Annotated in this window: 15 protein-coding genes and 1 pseudogene; 5 read left to right on the top strand and 11 right to left on the bottom strand. The window is 61.8% G+C overall.

Annotated elements, in window-relative coordinates; all coding sequences use genetic code 11:
- Window positions 1-47 precede the first annotated feature (47 nt).
- The 4 genes and pseudogenes from G7009_RS28280 to G7009_RS25430 form a co-directional block, all read right to left on the bottom strand.
- Window positions 48-977: pseudogene (locus tag G7009_RS28280) on the bottom strand (cache domain-containing protein); the annotation flags it as partial.
- Window positions 978-1,446: 469 nt separating this feature from the next.
- A complete protein-coding gene (gene cueR / locus G7009_RS25440; RefSeq protein WP_181132954.1) occupies window positions 1,447-1,848 on the bottom strand; it encodes a Cu(I)-responsive transcriptional regulator in 402 nt (133 codons plus the stop codon).
- Window positions 1,845-4,244 (bottom strand): heavy metal translocating P-type ATPase, encoded by a 2,400-nt coding sequence (locus G7009_RS25435; protein WP_181132952.1) that lies wholly within the window; start codon window positions 4,242-4,244, stop codon window positions 1,845-1,847. The genes cueR and G7009_RS25435 overlap by 4 nt, the downstream gene beginning before the upstream one ends.
- Before the next feature lie 115 nt (window positions 4,245-4,359).
- Entirely contained in the window at window positions 4,360-4,746 is a 387-nt protein-coding gene (locus G7009_RS25430) for a hypothetical protein (RefSeq protein WP_181132951.1), read from the bottom strand.
- Window positions 4,747-4,890: 144 nt separating this feature from the next.
- Here G7009_RS25430 and G7009_RS25425 point away from each other — a divergent pair, with 144 nt between their 5' ends.
- Both G7009_RS25425 and G7009_RS25420 read left to right on the top strand, forming a co-directional pair.
- Entirely contained in the window at window positions 4,891-5,088 is a 198-nt protein-coding gene (locus tag G7009_RS25425; protein WP_181132950.1) for a heavy-metal-associated domain-containing protein, read from the top strand.
- Between the two features lie 154 nt (window positions 5,089-5,242).
- On the top strand, window positions 5,243-6,424 hold the full coding sequence (locus G7009_RS25420; protein WP_181132949.1) for a multidrug effflux MFS transporter: 1,182 nt from the start codon (window positions 5,243-5,245) through the stop codon (window positions 6,422-6,424).
- Here the strand turns inward: G7009_RS25420 and G7009_RS25415 are convergent.
- Window positions 6,408-6,572, bottom strand: coding sequence for a hypothetical protein (locus G7009_RS25415; protein WP_181132948.1), 165 nt, complete (start codon window positions 6,570-6,572; stop codon window positions 6,408-6,410). The two genes, G7009_RS25420 and G7009_RS25415, sit on opposite strands and share 17 nt — an antisense overlap.
- A 636-nt stretch (window positions 6,573-7,208) precedes the next feature.
- On the opposite strand from G7009_RS25415, the gene G7009_RS25410 reads away from it, so the two are divergent.
- Complete coding sequence (locus G7009_RS25410) at window positions 7,209-7,925, top strand: ArsR/SmtB family transcription factor (RefSeq protein ID WP_181132946.1); 717 nt, start codon at window positions 7,209-7,211, stop codon at window positions 7,923-7,925.
- Window positions 7,926-8,011: 86 nt separating this feature from the next.
- Here the strand turns inward: G7009_RS25410 and G7009_RS25405 are convergent, their stop codons facing one another.
- The 6 genes from G7009_RS25405 to G7009_RS25380 all read right to left on the bottom strand — a co-directional run bounded on the left by G7009_RS25405 (window position 8,012) and on the right by G7009_RS25380 (window position 13,941).
- Window positions 8,012-8,962: an adenosine deaminase gene (locus tag G7009_RS25405; protein WP_181132945.1), complete on the bottom strand. Its 951-nt coding sequence runs from the start codon at window positions 8,960-8,962 to the stop codon at window positions 8,012-8,014.
- Between the two features lie 102 nt (window positions 8,963-9,064).
- The gene (locus G7009_RS25400; RefSeq protein WP_181132943.1) at window positions 9,065-10,420 is read right to left on the bottom strand and encodes an 8-oxoguanine deaminase; all 1,356 of its coding nucleotides are present in this window, start codon (window positions 10,418-10,420) and stop codon (window positions 9,065-9,067) included.
- 120 nt (window positions 10,421-10,540) lie between these two features.
- On the bottom strand, window positions 10,541-11,227 hold the full coding sequence (locus G7009_RS25395) for an SDR family oxidoreductase (protein ID WP_181132942.1): 687 nt from the start codon (window positions 11,225-11,227) through the stop codon (window positions 10,541-10,543).
- A gap of 446 nt (window positions 11,228-11,673) precedes the next feature.
- On the bottom strand, window positions 11,674-12,258 hold the full coding sequence (locus tag G7009_RS25390) for an IMPACT family protein (protein WP_181132940.1): 585 nt from the start codon (window positions 12,256-12,258) through the stop codon (window positions 11,674-11,676).
- Between the two features lie 8 nt (window positions 12,259-12,266).
- Window positions 12,267-12,929 (bottom strand): TetR/AcrR family transcriptional regulator, encoded by a 663-nt coding sequence (locus G7009_RS25385; protein ID WP_181132938.1) that lies wholly within the window; start codon window positions 12,927-12,929, stop codon window positions 12,267-12,269.
- A 70-nt stretch (window positions 12,930-12,999) separates the two neighbouring features.
- Complete coding sequence (locus G7009_RS25380) at window positions 13,000-13,941, bottom strand: LysR family transcriptional regulator (protein ID WP_181132936.1); 942 nt, start codon at window positions 13,939-13,941, stop codon at window positions 13,000-13,002.
- 199 nt (window positions 13,942-14,140) lie between these two features.
- Between G7009_RS25380 and G7009_RS25375 the strand changes: the two genes are divergently transcribed.
- Entirely contained in the window at window positions 14,141-15,487 is a 1,347-nt protein-coding gene (locus G7009_RS25375) for an aspartate aminotransferase family protein (RefSeq protein WP_181132935.1), read from the top strand.
- 66 nt (window positions 15,488-15,553) lie between these two features.
- Window positions 15,554-17,047 carry a CoA-acylating methylmalonate-semialdehyde dehydrogenase gene (locus tag G7009_RS25370; RefSeq protein WP_181132933.1) on the top strand — a complete coding sequence of 498 codons (1,494 nt, stop codon included), beginning with the start codon at window positions 15,554-15,556 and terminating at the stop codon, window positions 17,045-17,047.
- The last annotated feature ends 187 nt before the right edge of the window (window positions 17,048-17,234 follow it).

The raw sequence follows: 17,234 nt of genomic DNA, 5'->3' as shown, positions 1-17,234 counted from the left end.
TTGCTGGCGGCCTGGCCGATATGCTGGATCAGGCTGCGAATGGCGCCGAGGAACTGGTTGAACCAGCTGGCCAGTTGGGCGGTTTCGTCGCGGCCACGCACTTCGAGGTTGCGGGTCAGGTCGCCTTCGCCCTGGGCGATGTCTTCCAGACCATTGGTCACGGAGTTGATCGGGCGCACGATGAGCTTGGCAAAGGCCGCGCCGACGACAGCGAATATCGCCGCAAGGACCAAGGCGACGATCGCGGTCCACCAGGTCAGGCGGGTGGTGGACTGCATGACTTCGTCCGTCTGGATCAGGCCGATAAAGGTCCAGCCGAGGCTATCGTCCGGGTAGACGTTGGCCATGTAGCGCTGACCGTCGAGCTCGATCTCCAGCATGCCTTTACCGGCCTTGGCCAGTTCGTCATAACCTTTGCCGAAGCTCGCCAGTTGCTTGAAGTTGTGGGCAGCGTCGCGTGGGTCGACCAGCACGTTGCCATTCTTCTCCACCAGCAGCAGGTAGCCGCTTTCCCCCAGCTTGATCTTCCTGACGAGCTCGGTAAGGCTGTTGAGCGACACGTCGACGTTGACTACGCCGCCTGGGTTGCCCAGCTGGTTGGCGACGCTGCGCACGCTACTGACCAGGACAGCATCGTCGACGGCCCAGTAGTAGGCACCGGTGCGTACCACCTTGCCCGGATTGGCCATGGCCAACTGGTACCAGGGACGCTGGCGAGGATCGTAGTTGGTGAACTTCTGGCCGGCAGGCCAGCCGACGTAGCCACCGTCGAGCGTGCCGTACGACAGGTAGGCATAGCCAGGATGGGTTTCTGCGAGGCGAGTGAAGAAATCGAGCACCTGCTTGTCCTGCTCGCCCAACTCGTTGGAAGGGCTGGCGGACATGTACTTGTTCAGATTGGCGCCGGTGCTGGCGATCAGCGGCTGCGCGGCCAGGTAGTCGACGTTCTGGTCGATGGCCTCGAAGAACAGGTTCATGGCGTTGGCGACCTGGCGGATTTCCCGGCTGCTGTTTTCCAGGAAGTCGTCGCGAGCTTCGCCGCGCAGGTTGAGTACCACCAACGTGGCCACGAGGGCGATGGGCAGGCCGGCAATGACGGCGAAAGCCCAAGTCAGTTTTTGCTTGATGTTCATCCACGCTCCCAGGAGATTTTTTTCTTGTCGAAGTACGAGTACAAGGCAGGTACCAACAACATCGGCAGCGTCGGGAATTTATGAAGGACGAACCCCGTATTTAGTGGGTACCTGGGCTAGGCATGACTGTTTGATCGTAAAACGGCGCGTTCGGACAAGTCGCTGGGGAAGAGATAGAGGAGCGGGTCGATCAGTTCGCGGGTGAACGAAGTCGTCGCGCGGCGTCCATTCGCGCGCGCGACATTGGGAAGGCGGCGTGCCCGGAGCTCCTGGAAGTGGCGGGAAGCCTGTCAGTGCCGGAGCATGGATGGGCCTACGGGCTGCGGCTACCTTTTGCCAGGTCCTTGAGGATGGGGCAGTCCGGGCGACTGTCGCCCTGGCAGTGGGCAATCAGCTCGCTCAAGGTATCGCGCAGGCTGAGCAGTTCCTCGATCCGCCGGTTCAGCTCATCGATATGCTGCACGGCCAGCGCCTTCACATCCGCGCTGGCGCGCTGGCGGTCCTGCCACAGGGTCAGCAGCCTGGCCACTTCTTCCAGGGAAAACCCCAGGTCGCGCGAGCGCTTGATGAACGCCAGCCGATGCAGGTCGTCCTCTTGGTAGAGGCGGTAGCCACTGTCGCTGCGTCGCGCGGGCTTGAGCAGACCGATGGATTCGTAGTAACGGATCATCTTGGCGCTGAGCCCGCTGCGGCGGGCGGCCTGGCCGATATTCATGAAGTCTCCTGCGCTGGGACTGTAGGTTTCCAGGTCTTGAGCCAGAGCGCGTTGCCGACCACGCTGACGCTGGACAAGGCCATGGCGGCGCCGGCGAGCACGGGGTTGAGCAAGCCGAAAGCAGCCAGAGGGATGCCGATCAGGTTGTAGATGAATGCCCAGAACAGGTTCTGGCGGATCTTGGCGTAGGTCTTGCGGCTGATCTCAAGGGCTGCGGGCACCAGACGCGGGTCGCCGCGCATCAGGGTGATGCCGGCCGCCTGCATGGCCACATCGGTGCCGCCTCCCATGGCAATGCCGATATCGGCGGCGGCCAGCGCCGGGGCGTCGTTGACGCCATCACCGACCATGGCCACCACGGCGGACCGCTTGAGCCTGGCGACGGTGGCCGCCTTGTCGGCGGGGAGGACTTCGGCGTGGACGTCGACGATACCCAGGGCATCGGCAACCACCTTGGCGCTGCCGCGATTGTCGCCGGTCAGCAGGTGGCTGCTGATGCCTTGCTTGTGGAGAGTGCGGATAGTCTGTTCGGCGCCGGGCTTGAGGCTGTCGCCAAAGGCGAACAGGCCGATCACTTGCGGTTGTGGAGCGCGCTCGATCAGCCAGGATAGGGTCCGGCCTTCGGCTTCCCAGGCCATGGCCAAGTCGGCAAGCTTGCCCGGCGCCAGGCTGCTTTCGTCCAACAGACGGCGATTGCCCAGCGCCAGCTCTCGTGCCTGCACACGCCCGGCGATGCCGCGCCCGGTAAGTGACTGGCTGTCCTCGACCGACGGTACGTCCAGGCGTTGTTCGCCGCAAGCGTCCAGTACAGCCTTGGCCAAGGGATGTTCACTGCCGCGTTGCAGCGCGCCGGCCAGGCGCAGCAGGTCGACGTTCTCGCCGACTGCCGCTTGGCTGTGGACGATACGGGGGCTCCCGGAAGTGAGCGTGCCGGTCTTGTCGAAGACCACGCGGCTGACGGCGTGAGCGCGTTCCAGGGCTTCGGCGTCCTTGATCAGGATACCGTGGCGGGCGGCGACGCCGGTGCCGGCCATGAGGGCTGCCGGTGTCGCCAGGCCGAGGGCGCAGGGACAAGCGATCACCAATACCGCGACCGCGTTGATCAGCGCGGTCTCGACCGGCGCGCCGACCAGCCACCAGCCGATCAGGGTGGCGATGGCCAGGACCAGCACGGTGGGCACGAATACCTGGCTGACGCGATCCACGAGCTTCTGGATAGGCGCCTTGGCAGCCTGGGCATCCTCGACCAGACGGATGATGCGCGCCAATACCGTTTCGGTGCCCAGTGCCAAGACGCGTACCTGCAAGCGTCCTTCACCGTTGATGGCCCCGCCGGTGACCTTGTCGCCTGGTTGCTTGAGCACAGGCAGGCTTTCGCCGCTGATCAAGGCTTCGTCGGCATGGCTGTTGCCTTCGATGACTTCGCCATCCACCGGGAAGCGCTCGCCGGGCTTGACCAGCACCTGATCACCGATATGCAGCTGACTGATCGGCACCTCTTCTTCACGACCGTCCATCACGCGCACGGCGCGCTCCGGGCGCAAGGCTTCCAAGGCGCGGATGGCGCTGGCGGTCTGGCGTTTGGCACGGCTTTCCAGATATTTGCCGAGCAGCACCAGGGCAATGACCACCGCCGACGCCTCGAAGTACAGGTGTGGCGTCGAACCTGGGCTGGCGGTCGTCCATTCGTACACGCTCAAGCCATACCCGGCGCTGGTGCCGAGGGCGACCAGCAGGTCCATGTTGCCTGCGCCGACACGTACGGCCTTCCAGGCGGCACTGTAGAAGCGCGCGCCAAGGATGAACTGCACCGGCGTGGCCAGCAGCCATTGCATCCAGGCCGGGAGCATCCAGTGCAGGCCAAGCGGTTGCACGATCATGGGCAGGACCAGCGGCAGGGCCAGCAGCACCGCAGCGACGACGGCAATTCGCTCGTTGCGCAGGCGCCGTCGGGCATCCGCCTGAGTGTCTGCCGCTGCCTGCGGCAGGGTCGCGCCATAACCGGCTTGCTCTATGGCAGCTGTCAGAAGGCTGTCTTCGAAACCCTCGAGCACCTGCACGTGAGCGCGTTCGCTGGCCAGGTTGACACTGGCCTGCTGAACGCCGGGCAGTTTGCCGAGCGCGCGTTCGACGCGACCGGCGCAGGATGCGCAGGTCATGCCGCTCACCTGCAGTTCCACGTTTCGCGTGGGAACGCTGTAGCCGGCCTGGTGCACTGCCGCGAGCAACGCCGCAAGGCTGTCGGTCGCCGCCTCGACGTGAGCCTGTTCGGTGGCGAGGTTGATGCTGACCTTTTGCGTACCGGCCACCGCGCGCAGGGCACGCTCGACGCGACCGGCGCAGCTGGCGCAGGTCATTCCGGCAATCGGCAGGGTAAAAGTAGTAGCTGCGGGCATGACGCTCCTCCTTGGAGAGACCCCTGTGGCCTGTGTGGCTGATTCGTGTACTCGAAAGCGAGTAGGCGAACCGACCGTACGAGCCCCCAGCATCAACCTTCCCACGCTGGCAAGGTCAATAGCCCAGGACGGCGCGCTTCAGGTGAAGTCCTTCATGCCCCATGGCGATTCGATATTTGTTGATCTCGCCAGCGTGCAGGGTCAACCGGGTACTGTGCTGATTCTCGATGCCATTGTTGCAGCCTGGCACTTGTCCAGGTAACAGGCGCAGGCGTACATCTATCGGGCCGGGTGGCAGGTTGAACGAAGTGGATTGTTCCTGGAACAGACGCCCGGAAAGCTGGTCGTTGAGGTAGATGCCGATCTCGCAGCTGGTGGCCACTTCCAGGCGCTCGCGTGAAATGATCAGCACACTGTATTGCGAATTGCCTTCGGCACTGGCTGTCGGGATGCAGGCCAATGCGCCCAGCAGACCGACAAGGCTCGTGACTGCCCTTATCATGAAAAGTCTCCCGCTCGCCGTATCGTCAAAGACGCAGCTTGGCCGACCTGGAGCAGGATTTCCAGCCCAACGGCTTGCGAAGGGGTTGACCTTGCCACAGTGGCAAGCTGGAAACTGCGACAAACTCAGTAGGAGACAACCCTGATGCAAGTATTCAACGTTCAAGGCATGACCTGCGGCCATTGTGTTAAAGCGGTGACCCATGCGGTGCAAGCGCAGGATGCCTCCGCCGAAGTCGAAGTGGACCTGGCGAACAAGCAAGTGCGCGTACGCAGCCAACTGACAAGCGAACAGGTTCTTTCTGCCATTCGCGAAGAGGGCTATGCGGCGGAACCGGTCTGAGCCGGATCGGTCAGGCTGATCCTGGGACGCGGAGCGCGCGCGTGACGCGCCCGCGCTCAGGGAATGATCGATGATGTTGTTACAAAGGTTTTCATGCTGGGAACACCCTGCGCAGGTAAACTAAACGACTTGCTTAGCCTGCTATGGACTCCTGATGAACCTGCGAATACTGCTGATTCTTGGCGCCTTGAGTGCGTTTGGGCCATTGGCGATCGACTTCTACCTTCCCGCTTTTCCCGCCATGGCGAAGGCGTTCGCCACTGACGAGCACCAAGTCCAGACGACGCTGGCCGCCTATTTCCTCGGGCTTTCCATTGGTCAACTGGCCTATGGTCCGGTCGCCGACCGTTTCGGGCGGCGCAAGCCTCTGCTGTTCGGTGTCGCGTTGTTCACGCTGGCTTCACTGGGCTGCGCCTATGCGCCGAACCTGGAAACGCTGATCGTGGCGCGCTTCGTCCAGGCTTTGGGCGGTTGCGCGGGGATGGTGTTGTCACGGGCCATCGTCAGCGACAAATGCGATGCGGTGGGTTCGGCCAAAGTGTTCTCGCAGTTGATGCTGGTAATGGGCCTTGCGCCCATCCTGGCGCCCATGCTGGGTGGGTTGCTGGTGAACCTGGCGGGGTGGCAGTCGATTTTCCTGATCCTCAGCCTGTTCAGCGCCGCCTGCCTGTTGGCCGTGAGCCTGGGGCTGCCGGAAAGCCTGCCGGCCCATATCCCCCGTCAGCCGCTATCAGGCGCGTTGCGTCAGTACCTGCGACTGCTGGGCGATCGAGTGTTCGTCGGCCATGCGCTCAGTGGCGGGATCGCCATGGCCGGAATGTTCTCGTACATCGCGGGATCGCCGTTCGTGTTCCTCAACCTCTACGGCGTACCGGCCGAGCATTACGGCTGGCTGTTTGGTGCGAACGCGGCAGGCTTCATCCTCGTGGCGCAAATCAACGCACGGCTGCTGGTCAAGCGCGGGCCTGCGGTGCTGCTGGTCCGGGGGGTATGGTTGTACCTCGCCGCGGGGGCAGCGCTCCTGGCGGTAGCGGCAATGCGACCGACGCAATTGTGGCCTCTGTTGGTGCCGCTGTTCATCTGTATCGCCAGCCTGGGCTGCATCATTCCCAATGCATCGGCCTGCGCCATGAATGGCCAGGGTGCGCGGGCAGGCAGCGCTTCGGCACTCATGGGATGCCTGCAGTTCAGCGTCGCCGCAGGTGCGGCCTCGCTGGTCGCCGTCTTGCATGACGGTAGCGCAGTACCCATGACCCTGGTGATCAGCTTGTGTGGCGCCTTGGCACTGGGAGTGGCGCTACTGACCCGGCGCTGGCAATTCAGCCGGCCTGCCTGAGCGTATGCGGCGCAAGTAGCCGACTCTGCAGCGTGGCGGCGAAGGCCCGGGCCTCGGCCTCGCTGCGGAAGCTCACTACATGCTGATCGAGCTGGACCTGCCAGGGACACTTGGGATTTCTATTCGACGCACTGACGACGATCTTCATGGCGGCATACCTCATGGAAGACGGGAGCGGATGAAGTGTAGCGCTGCGGGATGGCAATGGCATGACTGCCCTTGGTGTCCTGACTGGCGGTCGTGGATCGCCGCGCTGCGACCTTCGATGCTCCGATCGACAGGCCTAAGGCGTGCTGACACAGCGCTCGTCGGTCGTGGATAAGATGCGGTAGGGCCAGGCTGTGGAAATTTCCCAATCTTTTGCGAGACCACGAGAAGTCCTCTGTGGGCATCGTCACAGCTGTTAGCGACCGCTGGGAACCGTGCAACGTCTGTCACAATTGCGCTGACGTCACCCTTGCCGCCGCCTGAGATCGGGCAACCCGCCCGGACGAGCTGCACAGGGTATCCGACCCTTGAGGTTCTCGAGGTCGAATGGCGCAGTCCGGGGCAAGGCGGCGCAATGCCGGCGGCTTATACTGACCGCGGCAGCCAGAGCCAGCGAGAGATACTTCCCTGCCAGGGAGCGGCAAGTGATGTCTCTGATTCACGTATGGCTGGAGCCCCTCGACCATTGCGGGCCCTCCGTACACCCTGCTTTTCCGCCCCTCGCGAGCTTGTCTGGTGATCGTGCTGCCGATGGTCATTCGAATCAGACGGGATCTTGCGAGGGAGCTAAAGGGATATGAAAGCAGTCACCAGTATCAGTCAGATCGCCGGCTTGATGGCCGACCCCAAGCGCAGTGCCATGCTGTGGGCCTTGATCGATGGCGCGGCGCGGCCCGCCGACGAGCTGGCCGTCATGACCGGCCTGACGCCTTCATCGGTCTGTGCGCACCTGGCGCTGTTGTCAGCCGGTGGCCTGATTCGGCTGGAAGCACGCGGGCGCAAGCGCTATTTCCGGCTGGCCACGCCGGAAGTCGGGGCCGCTGTCGAGGCACTGGCCAGTGTGAGTGTCGATGCTCGGGAGAGGAGGAGGGAGGCGCGGACGGTGCAGCTGGAAATTCCGTTATCGATGCGTCGGGCACGCAGGTGCGGCGACCACCTGGGCGGTGAACTGGCTGCGGACCTTTACGAGCGATTGGTGTTGGCCGGCTGGCTGGAGGGCGGTGAATATCAGCAGGTGGTCAGTGTCGAGGGGCGGGTGCAACTGGCGGCCATCGGGCTGTATATCGATGCCCTGGCTCCACGCCAGCAGCGCGGTTGCGTGATTTGCCACTGCAGCGAGTGGAGCGATCAGCGGCCTCACCTGGGCGGCGGTCTAGGGCAGGCGTTACTCAAGCTCTTCATACAATCGGGCTGGTTGCGCGAACAGGAACATTCGCGCGCGTTACAGATCTCGAATTTCGGTCTGCAGCAGATCAATCGGATTGCCCGATTGCCGGCCTTGCAGGCGGGTTAGCGAACAAGACGCTATTTCGACCGTAGGCAAGACCTGAAGCAAGCGGCACCTATCGGGCAGGCGACAGGTGCGGCCGCTTCAAGAGGTTATCGAACCAGCCTTGCGTCCAGGCTGTTCTGCGCCAGGCGGCGCGCCTGGTCTTCGGTCATGCCCAGGTGGGTGTGCAGGGCATGGAAGTTTTCAGTCACGTAGCCACCGAAATAGGCAGGATCGTCCGAGTTCACGGTGACCTTCACGCCACGCTCGAGCATATCGAGGATGTTGTGCTGGCCCATGTGCTCGAACACACACAGCTTGGTATTGGAAAGCGGGCAGACGGTCAGCGGAATCTGCTCATCGATGATGCGCTGCATCAGTCGTTCGTCTTCGATGGCCCGCACGCCGTGGTCGATACGCTCGATCTTCAACAAGTCCAAGGCCTCCCAGATGTATTCGGGCGGGCCTTCCTCGCCCGCATGGGCGACGGTCAGGAAGCCTTCGCTGCGGGCCCGATCGAAGACACGCTGGAATTTGCGCGGTGGATGGCCCTTTTCGGAGCTGTCCAGGCCGACGGCAATGAACGCGTCGCGCATGGGCAGTGCCTGGTCCAGGGTCTTGTGTGCTTCTTCTTCGCTCAGATGGCGCAGGAAGCTGAGGATCAGGCCACTGCTGATGCCCAGCTGTTCACGGCCATCCTTGAGCGCCTGGTTGATACCGCCGAGCACCACTTCGAAAGGCACGCCACGGTCGGTGTGGGTCTGCGGGTCGAAAAACGGCTCGGTGTGGATGACATTCTGTGCTTTGCAGCGTTGCAGATAGGCCCAGGTGAGGTCGTAGAAGTCCTGCTCGGTACGCAGGACATCGGCGCCTCGGTAATAGAGGTCGAGAAACTCCTGCAGGTTGTTGAAGGCGTAGGCGCTGCGCAGGATTTCGACGTCGGCCCACGGCAGGGCGACCTTGTTGCGTTCGGCCAGGGCGAAGAGCAGTTCGGGCTCCAGTGAACCCTCCAGGTGAAGGTGCAGTTCGGCCTTTGGCAAGGCGTTGAGCCAGTCATACATGTCTTGGTCTCGATCAGGAACGGTTGCCGCCATTCTACAGGGCTTGCGGCACGGCGGGCAGGCGGATCGACCGGGCGACGTGCCCGGTCGCTTCAGACAGGCTCAGCCGGCGATAAGCTGAGCGGCGGCTTGGCTGTGATTGGCAATCAACGCCTGGATGTCCAGGCCTTCGACCTGACCGTCGATAACGCGCCACTGTCCGCCGATCATCACTCGGTCAGCACGATCGGCACCGCACAGCAGCAAGGCCGACAGTGGGTCGTGGCTGCCCGAGAAGCGCAGCGCGTCGAGCTTGAACAGTGCGAGGTCGGCTTGCTTGCCGGGCGCCAGTTCGCCGATGTCGGTACGGCCAAGCAGTCGTGCCGAGCCGCGGGTCGCCCACCCCAGGACGCGTTCCGGAGTGATCCGCTCGGCGCCATAACGCAAGCGCTGCAGATAGAGGGCCTGGCGCGCCTCGAGAATCATGTTCGAGGCATCGTTGGACGCCGAGCCATCGACGCCCAGGCCGAGCGGGGCGCCGGCATGCTCCAGTTCCACTGTCGGGCAGATGCCGGACGCCAGGCGCATGTTCGAGCTCGGGCAGTGGCAGATGCCGGTCCCTGCCTGACCCAGCCGCGCGATTTCGTCGGCATTGAAGTGGATGCCATGTGCCAGCCAGGTGCGTGGGCCGAGCCAACCGACGCTATCGAGATAGTCCACGGTACGCAGGCCGAAACGTTGCAGGCAGAAATCTTCCTCATCCAAGGTCTCGGCCAAGTGGGTATGCAGGCGCACATCCAGGTCCTGCGCGAGCTGGGCGCTGGCGCGCATGATTTCCGGCGTGACCGAGAAGGGGGAGCAGGGGGCCAGGGCAATCTGGATGCGAGCCCCATCTCCACGCTCATGGTAGCTGTGGATAAGTCGCTGGCTGTCGGCGAGGATGACATCGCCGTCCTGGACCGTCTGTTGGGGCGGCAATCCGCCGTCGGCTTCGCCCAGGCTCATCGAACCGCGGGTCAGCATGGCGCGCATGCCCAGTTTGCGTACGACTTCGACCTGTACATCAATGGCATGGTCGAGACCATCGGGGAACAGGTAATGATGATCGGCCGCGGTCGTGCAACCGGAGAGCAGCAGTTCGGCGAGGGCTACCTGGGTGGCCAGCTCCAGCTTGGCGGGTGTCAGCCGGGCCCACACGGGGTACAGGGTCTTTAGCCAGGGAAACAGGGGTTGGTTGACCACGGGCGCCCAGGCGCGAGTCAGCGTCTGGTAGAAATGATGATGTGTATTGATGAGGCCTGGCAGAAGCACATGCTCCCGTGCATCGAAAATCTGCTGACAAGGCAGGGCGGGCATTTGGCCGGGGGCGAGCAGTTCGCTGATGCGGCCATCCTCGATGACCAGGCCGCCTCGAGCATCGAGGTCGTTGGCGGTGAAGATGGCGAGGGGAGATTTCAACCAGATACGGGTCGCAGGCATGGTGCCGGCTCCTCTGAAAGTGAGTTCAGGTTAGCCAGCTCAGTGTTGCCCTGTCTGCTGATCCAGGTCCGCCGCGAGGGCGAGGTAGCGAGTCTACTGCCTCGCTTCGCGGCGTTCAATTCACCAGGTGAGGTTTTCACCCTTGTAGTTGATGAAACGCAGGCCGCCATGGCCCCTCAGTGCCTTGATCTGATCGAGCAAGCCTCGGGTGCTGGTGAGCACATCGATCTCGGCATTCTCGCCGCCCATTTCGGTCTTTACCCAGCCCGGATGCATCGCCAGCACGCAAAGGTCGGGCCGCTGCTGTTGCACCACGAAGCTGTTGATCATGGAATTCAAGGCTGCCTTGCTGGCCTTGTAGAGACAGAGTTCGCCGCCATCGGGGATGGCGATGCTACCCAATATCGAGCTCATGAACGCCAGTACACCGCTACCTTCGCGAACTTGACCGACCAGCCGTTGGGCTACCCGGATCGGGGCCACGGCATTGGTCATGAACAGGTGGCCGATGTCTGCCAGCTGGACCTGCTCGGGATCTTGGGGCTGAGGGCCCATTACCCCGGCGTTGATGAACACCAGGTCGAAGACTTCACCATGCAGTCGTTGCTGCAGCGCATCGAGCTGATGGCCGTCGTTCATTTCCAAGGTTTCGATGCGAATTCCGGGGATATCCGACAAGCCGGTTCGCTTGCCGGGATCGCGGACGGTGGCCATGACGTTCCAGCCATCCTCGTGCAGACGCTGGGCCAGGCCAAGGCCCAGGCCACGTGAGGCACCAATGATCAGCGCGGTCTTGTTGGCGGACATATCGCTACTCCTTTGGATTCATCTTGCGCCGACGTGGCGCGGGTGTGTCTGACAGCGGATAAGGATGCAGGATACTCCAGCGAAGATTTTTCGCTCCATGTAGGCCGAGCGAGCCGACAGGCCATTGTCCTGACAAGCCGTGGAACCCCATTGCTCAATAATTAACCAAACTGATCAGAGTTCGACAGAGTCTGGGGGATTCCAAGGGGCTCACTGGTTATCCACAGGCTCCTCCACAGTAAATGTGTGCAATGAGGAAGGACCCCCGAGCGGTGGCCTTGCACGTGTTGGACTGGGGATAACTTGCTGGTACATGATCGGTTTAACGGTTGTCATGAAAATGTGATCAAAATATGATCATGCGTCTGCAGGCCTTGGTTTCAAAGGGCTGGAGAAGAGTGCCCCAAGCTTATCCACAGGCAGGCCCACAGTAGTTGTGGGCAATCTCAACAGGGCTCCAGGCTGATGCGCCCGCGGCTGAGATCGGCGAGCTGCTGTTGCAGTGTCTGCATATGGGTTTGCGCCACGGCGACCCGCAAGTCGACGCCATTGGCGGTGAAGCGTTCGTCCATTACCAGACCGTCAACGTCGGCCAGACGCAGCTTGAGCAGCGCCAGCTCGCTGAAGGCGCAGCTGCAGCTGAATTCGCTGCGCCTGACCAGCAATCGCTTGGGCGCCTGCTGCAGGCACTTGTTGGCGCCGCCTCCGTAAGCGCGAGCGAGACCGCCAGTGCCCAGCTGGATGCCGCCATACCAGCGAATCACCAATACGGCTACCTGATCGCAATCCTGGGCCTCGATGGCGGCGAGGATAGGACGCCCGGCAGTACCGCCGGGCTCTCCATCGTCGTTGCTACGGTATTGGTCTCCCAGTTTCCAGGCCCAGCAGTTGTGAGTGGCGGCCAGGTCGCTGTGCTGTTCGATGAAGCGCATCGCGTCGGCGGCGCTGGTAATCGGCGCGGCGAGAGTGATGAAGCGGCTTTTGCGGATTTCTTCGCGAAACTCGCAGAGGTCTAGCAGCGTAGAAGGCATAAAGTCGGTCAGGAAGCCGGCGCGATGCCGCAGCCTTTTAGAATGATGTGGATAAGATTGGTGCCAGCAGCTTCCATGTCTTGCTTGGTCAGGCGGCTATGGCCTGTGACCTGGCAGATCTGGGTGGCGAAATCGGCGTAATGCTGGGTGCTGCTCCACAGCAGGAAGATCAGGTGTACCGGGTCGACGGGGTCCATCTTTCCGGCATCGATCCAGGCCTGGAAGACGGCGGCTCGACCCCGGAACCAATCCCGGTAGTCCGCGCTGAAATATTCGTTCAGGCATTGCCCGCCGCTGATCACCTCCATGGCGAAGATCCGCGAGGCCTGGGGATTGCGTCGAGAGAACTCTATCTTGGTCCGGATGTAATGAGCGAGTGCTGCTGCCGGGTCGTCATCGACACTCAGGGCGTTGAAGGTACTGTCCCACAGCTCGATGATGTTGCTGAGCACCGCGATGTACAGCCCGAGCTTGTTGGTGAAGTAATAATGCAGGTTGGCTTTCGGCAAGCCGGCCTTCACCGCGATGGTGTTCATGCTGGTGCCCTTGAAACCATGACGCGCGAACTCGTCTTCGGCGGCCTGAATGATGGCCTGCTCGTTCTTCTGGCGAATGCGGCCGGCGGGCTTGCCCGAGGAGGGGATGCGATGCGCAGGGACTTCAAAGGTCATGGACGGATTCCGCACAGGTCGGTGGCAACGAATGTCGACAGATTACCTGCCTGGGCCGAAGTGACAAGCGCTAGCGTGTGGCTGCCAGGCTTTCGAGGAAACTTTCGAGCACCAGATTCGGCCGGCGGCCTTTGCGGGTCACCCAACTCAGGCCCAGGTCATGGAAGCGTTGGTGGGGCTTCAGCGCGCGCAGGCGTCCTTGCTGTACCCAGGCATTGGCGTAGTGATCAGGCAGGTAGCCGATGAAGCGCCCGGTAAGAATGAGGAAGGCCATGCCCTCTCTGTCAGAGGCGCTGGCCGTGCAATGCAAGGCTTGGTAATGGGCCTGGATATCGGCAGGCAGGCGGAAGGTGGGCGCAATGGCATCCTGGGTATTGAGGCGTTCGTCGTCTATCTGTTGGTCGTCGGCATAGAACAATGGGTGGCCCACAGCGCAGTAGAGCAGCGAACGTTCGCTGTACAGCGGCGCGTATTCCAGGCCCGACAAGGGGCTGGTCTGCGGGACGACGCCGACGTGCAGGCTGCCGTCGAGCACGCCTTGCTCTACCTGGCTGGGCGCGATCATGCGGATCTGGATACGTACATCCGGCCCGCGGTCCTTTAGTTCGGCCAGTGCATGGGTGATGCGCATGTGCGGCAAGGTCACCAGGTTGTCGGTCAGGCCGATGTTCAGCTCGCCGCGCAGGTGCTGGTGCAGACCGTTGACCTCGGTGCGGAACGATTCCAGTGCGCCGAGCAATTGCAGGGCCGACTGGTAGACCTCGCGGCCTTCCTCCGTGAGGGAGAATCCGGCCCGACCCCGTTGGCACAGGCGCAGGCCAAGACGTTGCTCGAGATCGCTCATCTGCTGGCTGATGGCCGACCGGCCAATCCCGAGCACGTTTTCAGCCGCTGAAAATCCGCCACACTCCACTACGCTGCGGTAGATCTTCAGGAGACGTATGTCGAAATCGCTGACTTGGGCGAGGGATTGGGGACGTTTCACGGTAGACCTTTGGGTTGAGTAAGTCATCGGTAGGCACTTTAGCGACCAGCGGCTCATCGTTAGCATCGCTGGCAACCTGAGGCGCTTACAGGCTCACGGACGTCTCATTGTTTAGTCACGTCGGATGTGAACTTCGCAAAAGCAGGATTTTCCAGACTTTATCCCTATGCCAACGTAGTCGCAACAACACCCATCGTTGCCTAATCGTCTTGCGAGGAACCGCCCGATGAACATGCCTGAAAGCGCTCACGCCGGTCTGGCGAGCCAGCTGAAGCTGGATGCCCACTGGATGCCTTATACCGCCAACCGTAACTTCCAGCGTGATCCACGACTGATCGTGGCGGCCGAGGGCAATCATCTGGTCGATGACAAGGGGCGTAGGATCTTCGATGCGTTGTCGGGATTGTGGACCTGTGGCGCCGGGCATACTCGCAAGGAAATCCAGGAAGCCGTATCGCGCCAGTTGGGTGTGCTGGATTATTCGCCGGCGTTTCAGTTCGGCCATCCGCTGTCTTTCCAGCTGGCGGAGAAGATCACCGAGCTGACTCCCGGCAATCTGAACCATGTGTTCTTCACCAACTCCGGATCCGAGTGCGCCGATACCGCGGTGAAGATGGTGCGCGCTTATTGGCGGCTGAAGGGGCAGGCCACCAAGACCAAGTTGATCGGTCGTGCCCGCGGATATCACGGTGTCAATATCGCGGGTACCAGCCTGGGTGGGGTCAATGGCAATCGCAAGATGTTCGGCCAACTGTTGGACGTCGACCATCTGCCGCACACGCTGCTGCCGGGCAATGCCTTCACCAAGGGCATGCCGGAAGAGGGCGGTATCGCGCTGGCCGATGAAATGCTCAAGCTGATCGAGCTGCACGATGCCTCGAACATCGCGGCATTGATCGTCGAGCCGCTGGCGGGTTCCGCTGGTGTGCTGCCGCCGCCAAAGGGTTACCTCAAGCGTCTGCGCGAGATCTGCGATCAGCACAATATCCTGCTGATCTTCGACGAAGTCATTACCGGATTCGGTCGCATGGGCGCCATGACCGGTGCCGAGGCCTTCGGGGTGACTCCGGACCTGATGTGCATCGCCAAACAGGTAACCAATGGCGCGATCCCGATGGGCGCGGTGATCGCCAGCACCGAGATCTACCAGACCTTCATGAGCCAGCCTACGCCCGAGTACGCGGTGGAGTTCCCGCACGGCTATACCTACTCGGCGCACCCTGTGGCTTGTGCCGCCGGGATCGCGGCACTGGATTTGCTGCAGAAGGAAAGCCTGGTGCAATCGGCCGCCGAGCTGGCACCGCACTTCGAGAAGGTTTTGCACGGCATCAAGGGCACCAAGAACGTCGTCGACATTCGCAACTATGGCTTGGCCGGGGCCATCCAGATCGCACCTCGCGACGGCGATGCCATCGTGCGCCCCTATGAGGCGGGAATGAAACTGTGGAAAGCCGGCTTCTATGTGCGCTTCGGCGGAGACACCTTGCAGTTCGGCCCAACCTTCAACACCAAGCCGCAGGAGCTGGATCGTCTGTTCGATGCCGTGGGTGAGGCGTTGAACCAGATCGACTGATTCTCAGACTGTGTCCGCAGGCGTGTATGGCGCGCCTGCTTATCCCTTTTTCATACGGAGTTTTGCATGAGCATCGTTCAGCATCTGATCCACGGTGAGCTGGTTTCCAAGGGCGAACGCACCGCCGATGTCTTCAACCCGTCCACTGGGCAGGCCATCAATCAGGTCGAGCTGGCCAGTCGGGCCACCGTGCAACTGGCCATCGATTCCGCCAAGGCGGCATTCCCGGCCTGGCGGAATACGCCACCGGCCAAACGGGCGCAAGTGATGTTCCGCTTCAAGCAATTGCTGGAGCAGAACGAGGCGCGCATCTCGCAGTTGATCAGCGAGGAGCATGGCAAGACCCTGGAGGATGCCGCGGGCGAACTCAAGCGTGGGATCGAGAACGTCGAGTTCGCCTGCGCCGCGCCTGAAGTGTTGAAGGGCGAGTACAGTCGTAACGTCGGTCCTAACATAGATGCATGGTCGGATTTCCAGCCGCTGGGCGTGGTGGCCGGGATCACCCCGTTCAACTTTCCGGCGATGGTGCCGCTGTGGATGTACCCACTGGCGATCGCCTGTGGCAACTGCTTCATCCTAAAGCCGTCGGAGCGCGATCCCAGCTCGACTCTGTTGATCGCCCAGTTGTTGCATGAGGCAGGGCTGCCCAAGGGCGTGCTCAACGTCGTGCACGGTGACAAGGAAGCGGTGGATGCGCTGATCGAGGCACCCGAGGTAAAAGCGTTGAGTTTTGTGGGTTCGACGCCGATCGCCGAATACATCTATGCCGAAGGGACCCGTCGTGGCAAGCGCGTCCAGGCTCTGGGTGGCGCCAAGAACCATGCGGTACTCATGCCCGATGCTGATCTGGACAATGCCGTCAGTGCACTCATGGGGGCGGCTTATGGATCATGTGGCGAGCGCTGCATGGCGATTTCCGTGGCTGTCTGTGTGGGCGATCAGGTCGCCGATGCGCTGATTGCCAAGCTGGAGCCGCAAATCAAGGCATTGAAGATCGGAGCCGGTACTTCCTGTGGCCTCGATATGGGGCCATTGGTCACCGCCGCGGCACGAGACAAGGTCGTGGGGTATATCGACGATGGCGTATCCGCCGGTGCCAGGCTGGTTGTCGACGGCCGAGGCTATCGGGTTGCCGGGCATGAGGATGGATACTTCCTTGGAGGGACCCTGTTCGATCGGGTAACGCCGGACATGCGTATCTATAAAGAAGAAATCTTCGGGCCGGTGCTGTGTGTGGTGCGGGTGAACAGCCTGGAAGCGGCCATGCAGCTGATCAACGATCACGAGTATGGCAACGGGACCTGCATCTTCACTCGCGACGGTGAAGCGGCGCGCCTGTTCTGTGATGAGATCGAAGTGGGCATGGTAGGGGTCAACGTGCCGCTGCCAGTGCCGGTGGCTTACCACAGCTTCGGTGGTTGGAAGCGCTCGCTATTTGGCGACCTGCATGCCTATGGCCCTGATGGTGTGCGTTTCTACACTCGGCGCAAGGCTATTACTCAGCGCTGGCCGCAGCGCGCTAGCCATGAAGCTTCGCAATTCGCCTTCCCCAGTCTTTGATTGGAAGTACGTAGTGAGGAGGGCGATAGTCCTCCCTGCTCCCTTTTGAAGTTAATTTGGTGTTTGTTGAAATAAGGGGTTGACGCATTTCTCCAGGTCCTTATAATGCGCACCACTTCCAGCGTAGTTGGAACGAGAAACTCCTTGAAGATCAATGAGTTAAGCGTTTCAGGCGATGCGGGAAGGG

The sequence above is a fragment of the Pseudomonas capeferrum genome, assembly GCF_013523055.1.
Lineage (GTDB): Bacteria > Pseudomonadota > Gammaproteobacteria > Pseudomonadales > Pseudomonadaceae > Aquipseudomonas > Aquipseudomonas capeferrum_A.
This window is presented reverse-complemented; position numbering and strand designations above follow the sequence as displayed.